Here is a 15,513-nt window from a genome sequence, read left to right as displayed (position 1 = left end):
TTTTGTTTTATAAATAGCGCAGCGTGACATACCCAGTAGGGAGGAAGGTCGTGATTGAAGAGGCACTTTCGTATAAGAATCTTGGCCCTTGTCTGAGCAGTGATTTGGCCGCATACCTTGTAGAGAAGCATGGATTAACACATGAAGCTGCTCGCCAACGGATCAGACGATCAAGTAATCGAGTAAAACAGCTAGCATATTTAACGTTTTCTAGAGGGACTCGCTTTACATATTTAGAACAAGATTACGGTTCTCCAATGTTCTGGGGACATTTGTTTAAAGCAATTTATAGCCAGAAAGGTGCGTACGCTTTAGCTCTAGGTGCTGTACAGGCTAGAGGGATTGTTCCTATAGAGCATTTTTATACCATTTGTGGTTCACCAAAAGCTCAGCAGAAAAAAATTAGTGCATTTAGTGTATTGGAAAGAATGCTTGATGCGAGGATTTTTGTAAAAGACGAAGTAGATGGTATAGGGGAGTGTGTCCTTACTAAGGATTTATATGATAGGAATGAATTGAAAGAGCTGGAAATAATTTCTGTTCGTGCAAGGTTACTTGCTGAAGAAATATTTATTGGCGCCATGAAAGAGTGGCTTAGAAGGTTATCTATAGCAAGTTTTGATTGTATCAAGACCAGAGGTGACATCAATAGTCAACCAATGGTTGGACCATTTTTTTGGGATCTTTCATCACCTAGTTACTTAGCTCCATTAGTCGATTGGAATAAGCAGGATAAGCCCAATCCTGGCTTTGTTGTTTGTGATGTTTTATTTTCAAAAAATGTAGAGCTAATTCATATAGAGCCATTTTTAAATAAAATAAACTCACTGCAAGCATTGAAGAAAATAAACAAGGTTATTTACATTTTCGTTGCCCTTAGCTATGAAAAAGAAGCACTGAATAAGCTTAAAGAAAAAGGCGTTATACCAGCAACACCAGAAAGTCTTTTTGGTAAAGATATAGCGGAAGCATTCATATCTTTAATCGATATTACTAAAAAGTCAGCTATAGGAGAGATTGAAAGTAAAGCTTTTGATGAAGTGATTACAAGGTTAGGCAGTCTCGAAGGTGCTATGGGTAATATGCGTGGCGCGTTCTTTGAAATACTGGTCAGTCACATAATAAGAAATTCTACTGCTGGCAATGTCTATCTTAATAGAACATTTAAAAATAATGGTGGAGAAAAGGCTGAGGTTGATGTTTATGTCGTTCCTCAAGTCGGTGAGCCAAGAATCATCGAGTGTAAAGCCATGAAGCCAGGTTCTTTTGTGAGTAATGAAGAAGTAAATAGATGGTTAGATATTAGAATTAAACGAGTCAGAGAGCATTTGCAGAGACTAGAAATAACGAACAAAAATGGTGGCATTCCTAATTTCGAGCTGTGGACAACTGGACGTCTGTCTGATGAGTCAATTGCCCGTATTGAAAGGACTAAAGAAGCAAATATAAAGAAATTTAATCTTTTGGTTTTTGGTCCGAATGAAATAAGGAATGTGGCAAGTTCTGATGATGCAGCTTTGAAAATATTGAAAGAGCATTTTCTTCCTAAGGCTTAGCATATCTCGTATGTTGGGCTTCTCAGACTCAGCACCAACCTACCGATTATGTAGGTTGTGGCTGAGCGTAGCGAAGCCCAACGTTTACCGCGAAATCTCTTTTTCTTTCCCCTTATCCCCGACCCTTTTCCTCCTTTTTTAATCAATGGGAGACGGGAGCAATGCCGTTACCGCTGTCCGATTACGCTTCGCTAATCGAACCTACGTGGCTGGCGATCATATTTCCGGTGCCGCTTTATCCCCTCTCCCTTTGGGAGAGGGTGAGGGGAGCGGGTTGGCACAATATGCTGCACTTGATCACCCCCCTCTTGCGCCGCCCGATTATCCCATCCCCCAAATGACTGAATCGTGAGTTAAATCCGGTAAATGGGGCGCGCTTGAGCCACACTTATGGCCACCCTGACTCAGCCTGCGCCGTGAGTGGCCGATAACCGGGGAAACGGCGGTACGGTGGGGTTCTGGCTGACAGATCTGTTGCAATATGCCAAGGTAGCGCCTCACGACAACAGCGCGATTCCCCGTGGTGGCGCGGGGCGGAAGAACAAGGATAACTGCTATGGTGCAGGACAGTGACACGATCAGGATCTCGGATGTCAGCGAGGCCGTGATGCATGGCATTCTGGAGGTGACCAGCGATGGCATCTGGGATTGGCATGCCAATACCGGTTTTGTCTATCGCAACCCCGGCTGGTACCGGATGCTGGGTTACGAGCCTCACTCCCTCGGCAATACCGTCTTCACCTGGGAGAACGTGATCCACCCCGACGATCTGTCGGCTGTGATGGCCAAGTTCGATCTCTGCCTGAGCGGCAGTGCCCATGAGTATCGTGCCGAGTACCGTTGCCGCTGCCGGGATGGCAGTTACCTCTGGATTGAGGATTGCGGCCGCATCATTGAGCGCAATCCCGACGGGTCTGTGGCGCGGATGATCGGCGCCCATCGCGATATCCACGCCAGCAAGCTGTTGCTGGAGCAGCTGGAGCGGCGCAATCAGTCGCTGGAGCAGCAGGTTGCCGAGCGCACCGCCGAGCTGGTGCGACTCAACGAGGCGCTGCAACAGAAAGCCGAGGAGAACCGTCTGCTGGCAGAGACCGATGCCCTGACCGGCGCCGCCAGCCGCTATCGGCTGGAGCGGGCGTTGCAGCTGGAGTGCGAGCGGGCGCGCCGCTTCCATCAGCCGTTTACGGTGATCGCCATGGATGTGGACAACTTCAAGCAGATCAACGACAGCTATGGCCACAACGCCGGGGATCAGACCCTGATCAACATAGTGGCGCTGGTGCGCCACCATATCCGCGAGATCGATCTGCTGGCCCGCTGGGGCGGTGACGAGTTTATGGTGTTGTTGCCCAACACCGGCCGCGAGGATGCGCTGGTGGTGGCGAGCAAGTTTCAGGCATTGATGGCGAGCGAGCCCATCTGCCCCCATGCGCCTGCTACCATGAGCTTCGGGCTGGCGGAGTATCAGCAGGATGAGCAGAAGGAGAGCCTGATGGTGCGCGCCGATCGGGCGCTCTATCAGGCCAAGCAGCTGGGTAAAGACCAGATCTGCTAACGCGCAAGGTATGGAAAGAGAGCAGTAAAAAGGGCCGCAGGTTTGAAACCTGCGGCCCTTTTGCATTGTTACTGACGCGGCGCGACTTAGAAGTGGTAGCGCAGACCCAGCTTGAAGGTATCCAGAGAGTAGTGCTCGTCACCCAGGCTCAGGGCGTCGAACTGGCGCTCGTAACCGATACCGGCAGAGAAGTGGTCGTTGAAGGCGTAGTCCAGACCTACTTCCAGATTGGGGTGTACCTTGCTCTTGGTTGCGCTCTTGCTTACCTGATCGCTGAAACCGAGGAAGGTGGCGTTGCCGACAACTTCCAATTCGGTGCGGGTGTAGGCGATGCCCGGTTTGGCATAGGCGCTGAAGCCCCAGGCCAGCGGCTGGCTCAGCTTGGCGGCCAGGCTGATGCTGCGGGTTTCGATGGTGGTGTCGGCAAAGCCGCTTGCAATCGGGGAGGTTACCCAGGTCAGCTGATCCATCTGCTGGGCGTGCAAGCCACCTTCAACCGCCAGCCAGGGTTTGAAGCTGTAACCCACGATCAGGCTGCCGCCGTCGAGCTGGTCGTCGATCACTTTGGCGTCATAGGCGTCTTTGGCCGCACCATCGAGATCCATCTTGGAGGTAGTCAGATCCAGACCTGCATACCAGCCTTCGGCATGGGCGCCGCCATTCATGGCCAGAGCAAGCAGGGAGAAAGCGGCAATTTTATTAAACTTGTTCATGGATAAATAACCTTGTGTTGCGTGAACTGCGTGTGATTTATATTGCTCAATCCATGAAGCTTTTTATATTTCCGTCATTGCTCTGCTCTCACAGAGGGGCCGCAGTATAGTCAGCACATTTCTGAATAACAAGAGAGTGATTTCCGCATTCTTCTAAATATGACTGGCGGCCATCAGGGTCATTTTGTTTAATAAATGGTGTTATTAGAGTTTTAGCTTTATTGAGGTTTAAATAATTAACCAGTGAGGCAAATGACAGGCTGTGAGTTCGGTTTTGATTCTATGTGATTGATTTATATCGGCATTAAATTTTCATTCGAGCGTAGCCGTGATGAGTTGTCTAAAAATTGGCATCTCAGATGTCACTCACAGGTGTCAGGCTCTTTTTGATGTTTTTTGAACGCCTCACAAGGTGAAACCGTGAGAAAAAAATCTATCTTTTTGCCTGTTTTTTGCTCTTTTCGAGGTTTGGGATTGTTCCCAATGTGACTTTTGGTGTTCTTTTGAGGCTGTTTTTGCGTGGGCCATGCTACCCATCAGATACGCAGATGGGCTCTTGTGGGTGGCTTTTCTCTTCACCCGGTAGCAGTTGTTGGGGTGGGAGCGGGGAGTGATAAGAAAATATTGGTAGTACTGGTTGATTAATTTTGTTGTCTTATATATGCAAGCCATTTACAAGATAAGTTTTTGATGTTTTAAATTACTTGCTTATATTTGTTTTTATATTGAATGAAGCTTTCCAAGTAAGCCATTTAAATATATTGAATGGCAATAACACGGTATTGATGATCGTTTAGGATACCTTGCCAGAACGGTCGTGATGGTTGGTGCATCAGTGGGCGGCGGGTGGCCGGTGACACTTCCCCTTGCCAGGGCCCTTGACCTGACCTGCGAATTCAGGGAAAAGAAAAGGGCGGTGCTATCAGCGCCGCCCAATGCCAGGAAAGAGAAAAAACCTTACGGTTTAAAAGATAAAAATTTGGAAGCAAACAATCGATTTCTCAACCAGGAAGGGTCTTGAATTCGATACGTTTCGATTATGCGCGATGTTCTATGCAGCACTAGCAAAATGTTTGCGGGTTGAAAGATATGCACTGTCTGGTGTCATATTTTGCGACCTCATCGTTCAACTGGTCTGTCCTGATGGGCGTTGTAGGCGATTTTTTCTCTAGGCTGTTTTTTCGGTGTCAATATCTGAGCCTTGAAGGTAAAAACAGGTCAGAAGCTGACTCGGCATAACCATGCAATGAAAGTGCGATAACAAGGAAGAGTGGCATGACCTACAGCCAGACCCTGGCCAACAATATTCTCGACACCCTGAAGAAGACCCTGACCGACAAGGGGATCCGCTATCAGACCCTGGCAGAAGCCATGGGTGTCTCCATCGCGACCGTGAAACGGATGATGAACAAGCCCTCCCTGCCGTTCGATACTCTGCTGGAGATCTGCCATCTGGTGGGGCTCTCGTTCGAGGAGTTGCTGGATCGCACTCAGGACGCCCAGAGCCGCCGCGCCGTCTTCACCCAGGAGCAGGATGAGGCGTTTCACAACGAGCCGGGGCTCTACGCCTTTCTCGCCAATATCTTCTGGCGCGACAAGACACTGATCGATCTCAAGCGGGAGTACGGCCTGACCGATGCCTCCTGCTACCTCTATCTGCGCAAGCTGGAGAAGCTCGGCATTTTGCAGCTTGGTATCGACAACAGTTACCACTTCCTCATCAGCGAGCGGATCAGCTTCGAGCAGCACAGCCGTTTCGCCCGCCAGCAGGCACGGCAGGCGATGTCGGTGCTGGGGGAGTATCTGGTGGAGAACATGCACAAGTCGAACAACTATATGGCGCTCTGCCAGCTGCACCTCAACGAGGGAGAGGCGATGGCGCTGATCGACCGGATGAAGGAGTACTGGCATCAGGAGATCAAGCTCAACCGCCCCGCCATCGGCCAGCAGGAGCACGCCAAGACCTACACCATGTCGTTGCAACTGGCCGACTGCGGCTACCAGAGCTTCGACGAAATGATCCCCAATATCGACAACTGATCCCGGCGGATCCTGCGGGATCCGCTCTGTTGGTTGGAATCTAATCGGCGACCCGGGTTTGTTGCAGCTTGCCTGCGAGCGGCTGCAATGCTCGCGTATCCAGACAGATGCGGATCGCATCCGGCCGCCAGTGCTCGATATCGCAATCCACCAGACCGCCTCGCTCGTCGTAGTTGACCCGCACCAGCCGTAGCACCGCGCTCCCCTCCGCCAGATTGAGGGCGCGGGCGATGGCGCCACGCGCCGCCGAGGGGGTGATCTCGAGACTCGCCCCGCCCTGGCCTATGCCATAACGCTGCTGATAGAGCTCGGTGAGGGAGCTGGCCAGCGGCGCGCTGGCGATATCGGGAAAGCGGCTCGCCAGCAGGTGGTGGCTGACATGCAGCACCGGGCGACCGTCGATCAGCCGCTGGCGGCGGATCTCGTAGAGCGGCGTGAAGGGTTCCAGCCCCATCCAGCGGCACAGTTCGCTGCTGGCAAGCTCGCTGCCGTGGGCCAGCACCCGGGTTTCGGCGGTGCGTTGCTGCTCGCCGATCCACTGGTGAAAGTGGGTGTGGATGGCGGGGTCGTAGGTGAGGCGGGGTGGCGCCACAAACCAGCCGCGCCGCTCGGCACGGTAGATAAGGCCATCCGCTTCGAGGCTGGAGAGCGCCTCCTTGATGGTGATGCGGGTGGTGGCGAAACGCTCGCTCAGGGCCCGTTCGGCGGGTAGCTGCTGCCCGGCCCCCAATTGGCCGCTGCCGATATAGCGGCGCAGGGTCTGGCAAATCTGTTCGCACTTGGAGGATGAGCGGCCATCGGCCATGCTCTGTTCGTTTACTCTCTGCTCGCTCAATCTCGGCTCGGTCACACTCTTGTCCCTGTTGCTTATTCAGAAGGTGGATGACTGGAGTAGTCCAGCTTCACTTGGGTTCAGAGTTGTAACCGCTGTGGATGACAGCGCCATGACAGGGTGATTGTCATCAAACTGCCATTAAAGCGCCCCGCCACCGTCACAATTCCCCTTTAGCATCCCTCTCGAACCTTAACTGACCTAGTCCAGAGGGATGGGATGATGAAAAGCGTGATCGCAAGTGCACTGGCCATGGTGGCCATCAGCCAACCGTTGTTTGCCACAAATAGCTATGCAGCCGAAAATATCGCGGATCTCGAAAAGGCCGCCCGTGGCGAAGGCCAGCTCCACAGCATCGGCATGCCCGACAGCTGGGCCAACTGGAAGGATACCTGGCAGCAGCTGGGCAGCATCTACGGCATCAAGCATCAGGATACCGACATGAGCTCGGCGCAGGAGATCGCCAAGTTCGCCGCCGAGAAGGCCAATGCCACCGCCGATATCGGTGACGTGGGCGGCGCCTTCGGTCCGGTTGCGGTCAAGCAGGGGGTCACCCAGCCCTACAAACCCTCCACCTGGGCCGATATTCCCAACTGGGCCAAGGATGCGGACGGTCACTGGATGCTGGCCTATACCGGCACCATCGCCTTCCTGATCAACAAGGATCTGGTCAAGGCCGCCCCTACCAGCTGGCAATCCCTGCTGGGTGGCGACTACAAGGTGACCCTGGGTGATGTGGGCGTTGCCTCCCAGGCCAACAACGGCGTGCTGGCGGCGGCCTATGCCACCGGCGGCAGCGAGAAGAACCTCAAGCCCGCGCTGGAGCTGTTCGGTCAGCTGGCCAAGCAGGGCCGTCTCTCCCTGAACGATCCCACCATCGCCAACATCGAGAAGGGTGAGGTGGAAGTGGGTGTGCTGTGGGACTTCAACGCCCTCAACTACCGCGACCAGATCGACCCCAAGAAGTTTGATGTGGTGATCCCGAGCGACGGTTCAGTCATCGCCGGTTACACCACCATCATCAACAAGTGGGCCAAGAACCCCAACGCCGCCAAACTGGCCCGTGAATACATCCTCTCCGATGCCGGTCAAATCAACCTGGCCCGTGGCTACGCTCGCCCGATCCGCAGCAATGTGACCCTGCCGGATGACGTGAAGGCCAAGCTGCTGCCAGCCGAGCAGTACGCCAATGCCAAGCCGGTGCAGGATCACGCCGCCTGGGAGCAGAGCTCCAAAGCCCTGCCGCGTCAGTGGCAAGAAACCGTCATGATCAACATGCAGTAAGGGAATCCAGTGCAACACAAGGTGATAGTGGTACTTGTGGATGGTCTGGCAGCCGAGGTAGCCCACACCATGGGCTACCTCGGTGGCATGGTGGAGGCGGGGCGGGGCCTGCATACGACCCTGAATGCGGCCCTGCCGTCTCTCTCCCGACCCCTCTACGAGTGCATCCTGACCGGCGTGCCGCCGGTGGTGAGCGGCATCACCCACAACGGGGTGAGTCGCCTCAGTCTGCATGACTCCATCTTCCATCTGGCCCGTGCCGCGGGCAAACGCACCGCAGCGGCGGCTTACCATTGGGTGAGCGAACTCTACAACCGCAGCCCCTGGCTGGCTGCCCGCGATCGCTTTACTCACGATGAGCAGTTGCCCATTCAGCACGGCTGCTTCTACTGGGATGACAACTACCCCGACAGTCATCTGTTGATGGATGGTGAGTGGCTGCGCAGCCAGTACGACCCCGATTTTCTGCTGATCCACCCGATGGGGGTGGACGATGCGGGCCACAAGTTTGGCCTCGATTCCCGCCAGTACCGCAATCAGGCGCGCCGCATGGACAGCCTGCTGGCCGATCTGCTGCCCCAGTGGCTGGCGGAGGGATATCAGGTGGTGATCACCTCGGATCACGGCATGAACAACGATCTGAGCCACGGCGGCACCCTGCCCGAAGAGCGCACCGTGCCGCTCTGGCTGTTTGGCGATGCCTTTATCGAGCGCTGGCCGGATGGCGTGGTGATCGCCCAGACCCAGCTCTGCGCCCTGATGGCCGATCTGTTGGGCATTCCCCACGACAAGCCGGCAGCGCCACCGCTGCTCAAGGCCGCCTTTATGCGCGAGGTGCACTGATGATGCCTGCCACCACCGAGATCCTCGTGGATCAACCCGTGGCAACCAAGCACAAGGTGCGCCGCCACTGGCTGCCCGCGCTGGTGCTGCTGCCGTTTATCCTGCTGATGATCCTGTTCCAGCTCGCCCCCATGGTGTGGGTGCTGGTGGGCAGCTTTCAGACCCCCGATGGCTGGGGCCTCGACTACTACCGGGAGATATTGAGCTCCCCCTTCTACCTGCAATCGTTCGGCAACTCGTTGCGCATTGCCGGTATCGCCAGTCTGGCGGGGCTTGCCATCGGCACCCTCGGGGCAGCCGCGCTGCGCCACAGCGGCGAGCGGGTCAAGCGGGTACTCTTGGCCTTTGTCACCATGACCGGCAACTTCAGCGGGGTACCGCTGGCATTCGCCTTCATCATCATTCTCGGCATCAATGGTGCGGTGACTCTGCTGCTGAAATCCTGGGGATTGATCGACGGCTTCAACCTCTACTCGGGCAGCGGCCTTATCCTCATCTACACCTACTTCCAGATCCCGCTTGCCCTGCTGTTGCTCTACCCGGCGTTTGATGCGCTGCAAGATGAGTGGCCGCAGGCTGCCGCGCTGCTCGGCGCGAGCAAGGGGCAGTATGTATGGCACGTGGCGCTGCCGGTGCTGACGCCCGCGCTGCTCGGAACCCTGATCATCCTGTTCGCCAACGCGGTGGGGGCCTATGCCTCTGCCTACGCCCTCACCACCGGCAACTTCAATCTGGTGACTATCCGGGTGGCCAGTCTGGTCTCCGGCGATATCTTCCTCGAGCCCAATATGGCGGCGGCGCTGGCGGTGATCCTGATGGTGCTGCTGGGGGTCGTGACGGCCGCCAACCAGTGGCTGCTGAAAAAGAGCTATGTGAACAAGGGGCAATCCCATGCATGATTTGACGCCGCGCTGGCCAAAGTGGGTGCTGGGTGGGCTGGTCGCCACCCTGCTGCTGCCGCTGCTGGCCACGTTTCTCTACTCCATCTCCACCCGCTGGGGGGCGACCCTGCTGCCGGACGGCTTTACCCTCGACTGGTATCTCAAGCTGTGGGGCGACCCGCGCTTTCTGGCGGCTTTTGGCCGAAGCCTCCTGGTCTGCTTCGCCACCCTGCTGCTGGGCACCCTGGTGCTGGTACCGACCGTGCTGGTAGTGGCCTACTACTTCCCCAAGCTGGATCCCTGGATGAACCTGCTGATCCTGCTCCCCTTTGCGGTGCCACCTGTGGTCTCCTCGGTGGGGCTGCTGCAGATCTACGCCGATGGTGTCCTGCCGATTATCGGCACGCCGTGGATCCTGATCGGCACCTGGTTCACCGTGGTGCTCCCCTTCATGTACCGGGCGCTGGCCAACAGCCTGCAAGGGGTACCGCTCAGGGATTTGATGGATGCCGCCCATCTGCTGGGGGCCAGTAGTCGCCGCGCCTTTCTGCTGGTGGTGATCCCCTGCCTGCGCAAGGGATTGCTGGCGGCGCTGTTTCTCTCCCTCTCCTTCCTGCTCGGCGAGTTCGTGTTTGCCAACATGCTGGTGGGCACCCGTTACGAGACCCTGCAGGTCTACCTCTACAACATGCGCGCCACTTCGGGCCACTTCACCAGTGCGCTGGTGATGAGCTACTTCCTGCTGACCCTGCTGCTCACCTGGGCGGCTAACAGATTTCATCGGTGAATCAACATGTTCCATCTAGAAGTGAATCAACTGCACAAATCCTACGGCGACACCCGGGTGTTCGAGGGGATCGAATTCGGCATTCGCAAGGGGGAGCTGGTGACCCTGCTCGGCCCCTCCGGCTGTGGCAAGTCCACCCTGCTGCGGGCGCTGGCCGGGCTCACCCCTGTGGATGGCGGTCAGGTGCGGGTGGCCGGTGAGGAGATCACCTGGCAGGCGCCCCAGAAGCGCGGCATCGGCATGGTGTTCCAGAGCTATGCGCTGTTCCCCAACATGACGGTGTGGGACAACGTCGCCTTCGGCCTCAAGATGAAACCCCAGCCGGGACGGGAGTTGGCGGCCAGCGTGCAGGAGGCATTGGCGCTGGTGGAGCTGACCGGTTTCGAGCGCCGCTATCCGGCCGAGCTCTCCGGCGGCCAGCGCCAGCGGGTGGCACTGGCCCGGGCGCTGGTGGTGCAGCCGCGGATCCTGCTGCTGGACGAGCCGCTCTCGGCACTGGATGCCCGCATCCGCCGCAGCCTGCGCCAGCAGATCCGCGAGATCCAGCAGCGGCTCGAACTCACCACCATCTTCGTGACCCACGATCAGGAGGAGGCGCTCACCATGTCGGATCGGATCTTCCTGATGAACAAGGGATCCATCGTCCAGAGCGGCACGCCGGAGGAGATCTATACCCGTCCCGCCAGCGAGTTTGTGGCGGGTTTTATCGGCAACTACAACCTGCTCGGCGCAGAGCAGGGCAAGTCGCTGTTCGGCCCCCGTTTTCAGGGCAAGCTGGCTCTGCGGCCAGAGTCCATCACCCTGCTGCCCGCCGGGGCGACCAGCAGCGAACCCAGCCTGCCCGGCATCGTTCGCCAGCAACAGTTGCTCGGCAACGTGATCCGCTATCAGGTGGAGTGCGAGGCGGGGCTGTTGATGGTGGATTGCCTCAACCGTTCGGCTGGCGATTTGCTGGCACCCGGCAGTGCCGTGACTCTGGCGGTGGCCCGGGATCAACTCTGTGAGGTAGCATGACGCCTCGTTTCATTTTCGTTGTTACCGCAAGGAGCCCTCATGGCACTGGCACTGTTTGATCTGGACGAGACCCTGATTGCCGGGGATTCCGCCAGCCTCTGGCTGGAGTACATGGTGGCCGAGGAGCTGGCCTCCGCCAGCATGATCGCGGAGGAGCAGGCCATGATGTCCCTCTACCATCAGGGCAAGATGGATATGCACCAGTACATGGCCTTCACCCTGCAACCGCTGGCGGGCAAGACGCGCCAGTGGCTCGACTCGCTCTCTACCCGCTTTGCCGAGCAGGTGCTGCGCGAGCGCCTCTACCCCGAGGGGTTGGCGCGCATCGAATGGCATCGGGAGCGGGGCGACGATCTGGTGCTCATCTCCGCCTCCGGCGAGCATCTGGTGGCCCCCATGGCGAAGATGCTGGGGATGGATCACTGCGTCGCCATTTTGCTCGATGAGGAGGAGGGGATGCTGACCGGCCAGACCCGCGGCACCCTCAGCTTTCGCGAAGGCAAGGTGGCCCGTATCAACCAGCTGTTTGCAGGCAGGGACCATCTCTGGCAGGGGAGCTTTGGCTACAGCGACTCCCACAACGATCTGCCCATGCTGCGGGCGGTGAGCCATCCCCATGCGGTCAATCCGGCCCCCGCGCTGCGTCAGCAAGCCGAGGAGCTGGGCTGGCCGGTGTGGGAGTGGCTGCGCTGAGTCGCGCGCCACACAGGCTTAACGTGCGGCAAGAAGCACGATAAACAAAGAGAGAGGCAGGAGCCTCTCTCTTTGTTTTTACTGACGGCGTTGTGGTTGGTGCTGGCCGCTGTAGGCTACCCCTCGTTGGTTTGTTGCCGGGGCTCGCCAAAGGCGGGAACGCCCTCCTCGGCACTCTGGTGAGGGGTGTGGCGCAGCGGGAAGCAGATACGGTTTTTCCCCTCCCGCTTGGCCTGATAGACCCCCTTGTCGGCCAGCTCCACCAGCTCTTTGGCCGAGAGCCCGGAGCGGCTGAAGGCCACCCCGCCACTGATGGTGATGGTGAGGTCGGGTTCGCGCCACTCCAGCTGCTCCACCCCGAGCCGGAACGCTTCCAGCAGGGAGGGGAGCATCGGCTGCTCTTCGCCGTAACGGAAGATCAGCACCAGCTCCTCGCCGCCATAGCGGCAGAACCAGCCCCACTCGTGGAACAGATTCATGCCCAGCTTGCTCACCCGCTTGAGCACCACATCCCCCGCCTGATGGCCATGGGTATCGTTGACCCGCTTGAAATCATCCAGATCGAACATCACCACCCCGAAGGGAGCGCCACTGTTGAGCTGTTTCTGCAGGCACTCGTCGAAGAAGCGACGATTGTAGAGCCCGGTGAGCTTGTCCTGATGGGCTTGCAGGCGGATCTGGGCAAAGTCCTGGCTTGCGGCATCCATCTCTTCATAGACCTTGGCCAGCTCCAGCATACGGCGGCCGTTGTATGCGATACCGCCGGAGCGGCTGGCGCGGATCAGCAGGGTGATCTCCCCCAGCATCCGGCGGAAGTAGCGGGACCAGAGCAGGGCCAGCAGCAGATAGAGAATGCAGGCGACAGCAATCATCAACTGCACGTTGATGGAAACGCTGTCGATCACCTGCTGCATGCTGGCGGTGGGCTCGACGCTGAGCAGGATCCAGCGCTGCTCGGGGATGCGGTAGTAGGAGACCATCAGGCCGCTGGCATTATCGAGGAAAAAGCCCTGCGGCAGTTGCATCCGGGTCAGCCAGTCGGGGTGGGCGAGGGGTTTGAATACCCGTTCGCGATCCGGATGGGCCAGCACCAGCCCGTCATGGTTGAGCAGGATCTGATAGCCAGCCCCCAGAGGGTGAGTCTCATCATGCTTGTTGTTGAGCCAGCTGGTGAGGGGGGTGAGCTGGGTATCCAGCGAGAGTACGCCAACCCGCTTGCCGTCAGGATCTTCAATTACCCTGGCCAGCGCCATGGTGAGAGTGCCCAAGGTGTAGTCGTAATAAGGATCAGTCCAGACAATCTGTCCGGGATGGCTGGCGGCCAGCAGATACCAGGGGCGGGTTCTGGGATCGAACTTCTCGTCGGCCTGCCAGGAGGGGTGGATCAGCATCTTGCGATGTTCGGTGCCCACGTAGACGTAATCGAGCTCCATCACCTTGTGATAGGCCTGCCACTGTTTCAGGTAGCGCTCGCCGTTGCGGATCTCCGGACCGCTGAAATCCTGATAATTTACCTGCTGATAAATGAGCGTAAACTGGTGTTTGAGGGTCGCCAGATAGGGTTCGATCAGGGTATGGAAATACTGGGTGTTGCGAGCAATCAGGTTCTGTTGCTGCTCGTGGCGCAGGGTGCGCTCCATATGCAGGTAGTAGATGCTGCCGAGCAGCAACACAGGGATAAAGAGCAAGAGGAGGCCCAGCCGCATGCGGGTGATCAAAGACCAAGTGTTCTTGGGCTTGGCGGGGGACATGAACAGATCCTTTTCGTCTCGGGTGGCACCAGCATATATGATGCTGTGCGGCTCGTCTAAAGGCAGCAAATGAGATGTTTCCGATGCTGAACCACACTCTGCTCTCAATGATTCATTATGGCAGCATAGCGGTGCTAATCCTTGCCCTCTGTGTCGAGTATCTGATCTTTCGGCGCGGCCTGAACATGCTGCGAGTGCGCCGCCTGCTGCTGGCAGATGGGGTGGCGGCGCTGGCGCTCTTCTCCATCTTTGCGACCGGGTGTCTGCTGGCCCTCGAGCATGCCAGCTCGGTGGCAGAGATCTTTGCCCATCCTGCCCACGGCCTCAAGATGGGGCTGTTTCTGCTGATTGTTGGCTCCCTCGTTTATCCCAGTCGCCTCTTCTATCGCTGGCGTCGCGCCCTGCGTCTGGGCAAGGCGCCGATGATCTCCATCCAGCAGCACTTCCGGGTGGTGTGGATCCTGCGGGGTAATCTGCTATTGATTGCCCTGTTGGCCGTGTTCACCAAGCCCTCGCTGCTGTAACACTCGCGGTGCTCAAAAGCAGTGCGATGCAGCGCGTTGAGAGCAAGAGCGAAGACAAAGAGTGGAGACAAGAGGATAGGGAGGCGGGTATCTTGGATCGGATAACCCGTCACGCGCCGATTTAAGGAAGAATCGCCATGCGCTCCAATCTGATGTTGCTGATGGCTGCCACCATATGGGGTATGGGTTTTGTCGCCCAGCGCCTCGGGATGGATCACATGGGGCCCTATACTTTCAATGGCCTGCGCTTTCTGCTCGGCGCCCTCTCCCTGCTGCCGCTGCTCTGGTGGCTCAAATCCCGACAACCTGTTGCCGTCGCGGGCGACCATCGCCAACTGCTGATCGGTGGTGTGCTGGCCGGGCTGGTGCTGTTCTGTGCCGCCTCCCTGCAGCAGGTGGGGCTGCTCTATACCACTGCCGCCAAGGCCGGTTTCATCACCGGGCTCTACATCATTCTGGTGCCGGTACTGGGGCTGCTGCTGCGCCACAAGAGCGGCCTCAATACCTGGATTGGTGCCCTGATTGCTCTGACGGGCCTCTATGTGTTGAGCGTCACCGACGAGTTCACCATCGGCTTTGGCGATCTGCTGCAGGTGGCCGGGGCACTGTTTTGGGCCGTTCACCTGCTGCTGGTGGATCACTACTCCAACCGGGTCGCTCCCATCAAGCTGGCCGGGGTGCAATTCGTGGTCTGCGGCCTGCTCAGTCTCGCCACCGCTTTTGTTATTGAAACTCCGACTGTTAGCGGTGTCGTGGCCGGTTGGCAGGCGCTGCTCTATGCCGGGCTGGTGTCGGTCGGGGTCGGTTATACCCTGCAGGTGGTGGGGCAGCGGGGTGCCCATCCGGCCCATGCCGCCATCATCCTCAGTCTGGAGACCGTCTTTGCCGCCGTGGGTGGCGTATTGTTGCTGGATGAAATGCTGGATGAGCGCGCCATTGCCGGTTGTGCCCTGATGCTGGCGGGGATGCTCATCTCCCAGATCCGCTTGAGATGGTGGTGGAAGTCGCGCCGGGACAAGGTGCCAGCGACCAAGTAAACC

At 57.5% G+C, this 15,513-nt stretch carries 14 protein-coding genes; 11 read left to right on the top strand and 3 right to left on the bottom strand.

Annotated elements, in window-relative coordinates; translation table 11 throughout:
* Positions 1-50: 50 nt before the first annotated feature.
* Positions 51-1,556 (top strand): hypothetical protein, encoded by a 1,506-nt coding sequence (locus tag LRL22_RS15890; protein ID WP_257691822.1) that lies wholly within the window; start codon positions 51-53, stop codon positions 1,554-1,556.
* 556 nt (positions 1,557-2,112) lie between these two features.
* Complete coding sequence (locus tag LRL22_RS15885) at positions 2,113-3,111, top strand: sensor domain-containing diguanylate cyclase (protein WP_270905844.1); 999 nt, start codon at positions 2,113-2,115, stop codon at positions 3,109-3,111.
* A gap of 86 nt (positions 3,112-3,197) precedes the next feature.
* On the opposite strand, the gene LRL22_RS15880 is transcribed toward LRL22_RS15885, so the two are convergent.
* The gene (locus LRL22_RS15880; RefSeq protein WP_021231774.1) at positions 3,198-3,824 is read right to left on the bottom strand and encodes a porin family protein; all 627 of its coding nucleotides are present in this window, start codon (positions 3,822-3,824) and stop codon (positions 3,198-3,200) included.
* A 1,275-nt stretch (positions 3,825-5,099) separates the two neighbouring features.
* Here LRL22_RS15880 and LRL22_RS15875 point away from each other — a divergent pair.
* On the top strand, positions 5,100-5,864 hold the full coding sequence (locus LRL22_RS15875) for a helix-turn-helix domain-containing protein (RefSeq protein ID WP_270905843.1): 765 nt from the start codon (positions 5,100-5,102) through the stop codon (positions 5,862-5,864).
* A 40-nt stretch (positions 5,865-5,904) separates the two neighbouring features.
* Here LRL22_RS15875 and LRL22_RS15870 read toward each other — a convergent pair whose 3' ends face one another.
* Complete coding sequence (locus LRL22_RS15870; protein ID WP_058057086.1) at positions 5,905-6,669, bottom strand: UTRA domain-containing protein; 765 nt, start codon at positions 6,667-6,669, stop codon at positions 5,905-5,907.
* Between the two features lie 249 nt (positions 6,670-6,918).
* On the opposite strand from LRL22_RS15870, the gene LRL22_RS15865 reads away from it, so the two are divergent.
* Genes LRL22_RS15865 through LRL22_RS15840 form a run of 6 tightly spaced genes read left to right on the top strand, consistent with a single transcriptional unit; the run spans position 6,919 to position 12,198 of the window.
* Entirely contained in the window at positions 6,919-7,980 is a 1,062-nt protein-coding gene (locus tag LRL22_RS15865; protein WP_005355254.1) for an ABC transporter substrate-binding protein, read from the top strand.
* A 9-nt stretch (positions 7,981-7,989) separates the two neighbouring features.
* Entirely contained in the window at positions 7,990-8,823 is an 834-nt protein-coding gene (locus tag LRL22_RS15860) for an alkaline phosphatase family protein (RefSeq protein ID WP_115522169.1), read from the top strand.
* Positions 8,823-9,722, top strand: a complete 900-nt coding sequence (locus tag LRL22_RS15855; RefSeq protein ID WP_108613447.1) for an ABC transporter permease — start codon at positions 8,823-8,825, stop codon at positions 9,720-9,722. The genes LRL22_RS15860 and LRL22_RS15855 overlap by 1 nt, the downstream gene beginning before the upstream one ends.
* Positions 9,715-10,491, top strand: coding sequence for an ABC transporter permease (locus tag LRL22_RS15850; RefSeq protein ID WP_005355251.1), 777 nt, complete (start codon positions 9,715-9,717; stop codon positions 10,489-10,491). Before LRL22_RS15855 ends, LRL22_RS15850 begins: the two co-directional genes overlap by 8 nt.
* A 6-nt stretch (positions 10,492-10,497) precedes the next feature.
* Positions 10,498-11,505 carry an ABC transporter ATP-binding protein gene (locus LRL22_RS15845; RefSeq protein ID WP_270905842.1) on the top strand — a complete coding sequence of 336 codons (1,008 nt, stop codon included), beginning with the start codon at positions 10,498-10,500 and terminating at the stop codon, positions 11,503-11,505.
* A gap of 39 nt (positions 11,506-11,544) precedes the next feature.
* Positions 11,545-12,198 (top strand): HAD family hydrolase, encoded by a 654-nt coding sequence (locus LRL22_RS15840; RefSeq protein ID WP_270905841.1) that lies wholly within the window; start codon positions 11,545-11,547, stop codon positions 12,196-12,198.
* A 116-nt stretch (positions 12,199-12,314) separates the two neighbouring features.
* On the opposite strand, the gene LRL22_RS15835 is transcribed toward LRL22_RS15840, so the two are convergent.
* Entirely contained in the window at positions 12,315-13,949 is a 1,635-nt protein-coding gene (locus LRL22_RS15835; RefSeq protein WP_270905840.1) for a sensor domain-containing diguanylate cyclase, read from the bottom strand.
* Positions 13,950-14,032: 83 nt separating this feature from the next.
* On the opposite strand from LRL22_RS15835, the gene LRL22_RS15830 reads away from it, so the two are divergent.
* On the top strand, positions 14,033-14,473 hold the full coding sequence (locus tag LRL22_RS15830; protein WP_005355246.1) for a DUF2214 family protein: 441 nt from the start codon (positions 14,033-14,035) through the stop codon (positions 14,471-14,473).
* 137 nt (positions 14,474-14,610) lie between these two features.
* Positions 14,611-15,510, top strand: a complete 900-nt coding sequence (locus LRL22_RS15825; RefSeq protein WP_270905839.1) for a DMT family transporter — start codon at positions 14,611-14,613, stop codon at positions 15,508-15,510.
* Positions 15,511-15,513: the final 3 nt, after the last annotated feature.

The organism is Aeromonas sp. PI_26 (assembly GCF_027854445.1).
Classification (GTDB): domain Bacteria; phylum Pseudomonadota; class Gammaproteobacteria; order Enterobacterales; family Aeromonadaceae; genus Aeromonas; species Aeromonas veronii.
The sequence above is the reverse complement of the archived record's forward strand: the minus strand, read 5'-3'. Positions and strand labels throughout refer to the sequence as shown.

Excerpts from the sequence above, each read along its gene's own strand:
- LRL22_RS15885 (WP_270905844.1), top strand. The coding sequence starts at position 2,113 with ATGGTGCAGGACAGTGACACGATCAGGATCTCGGATGTCAGCGAGGCC.
- LRL22_RS15880 (WP_021231774.1), bottom strand. The coding sequence starts at position 3,824 with ATGAACAAGTTTAATAAAATTGCCGCTTTCTCCCTGCTTGCTCTGGCC.
- LRL22_RS15875 (WP_270905843.1), top strand. The coding sequence starts at position 5,100 with ATGACCTACAGCCAGACCCTGGCCAACAATATTCTCGACACCCTGAAG.
- LRL22_RS15870 (WP_058057086.1), bottom strand. The coding sequence starts at position 6,669 with ATGGCCGATGGCCGCTCATCCTCCAAGTGCGAACAGATTTGCCAGACC.
- LRL22_RS15865 (WP_005355254.1), top strand. The coding sequence starts at position 6,919 with ATGAAAAGCGTGATCGCAAGTGCACTGGCCATGGTGGCCATCAGCCAA.
- LRL22_RS15855 (WP_108613447.1), top strand. The coding sequence starts at position 8,823 with ATGATGCCTGCCACCACCGAGATCCTCGTGGATCAACCCGTGGCAACC.
- LRL22_RS15850 (WP_005355251.1), top strand. The coding sequence starts at position 9,715 with ATGCATGATTTGACGCCGCGCTGGCCAAAGTGGGTGCTGGGTGGGCTG.
- LRL22_RS15845 (WP_270905842.1), top strand. The coding sequence starts at position 10,498 with ATGTTCCATCTAGAAGTGAATCAACTGCACAAATCCTACGGCGACACC.
- LRL22_RS15840 (WP_270905841.1), top strand. The coding sequence starts at position 11,545 with ATGGCACTGGCACTGTTTGATCTGGACGAGACCCTGATTGCCGGGGAT.
- LRL22_RS15835 (WP_270905840.1), bottom strand. The coding sequence starts at position 13,949 with ATGTCCCCCGCCAAGCCCAAGAACACTTGGTCTTTGATCACCCGCATG.
- LRL22_RS15830 (WP_005355246.1), top strand. The coding sequence starts at position 14,033 with ATGCTGAACCACACTCTGCTCTCAATGATTCATTATGGCAGCATAGCG.
- LRL22_RS15825 (WP_270905839.1), top strand. The coding sequence starts at position 14,611 with ATGCGCTCCAATCTGATGTTGCTGATGGCTGCCACCATATGGGGTATG.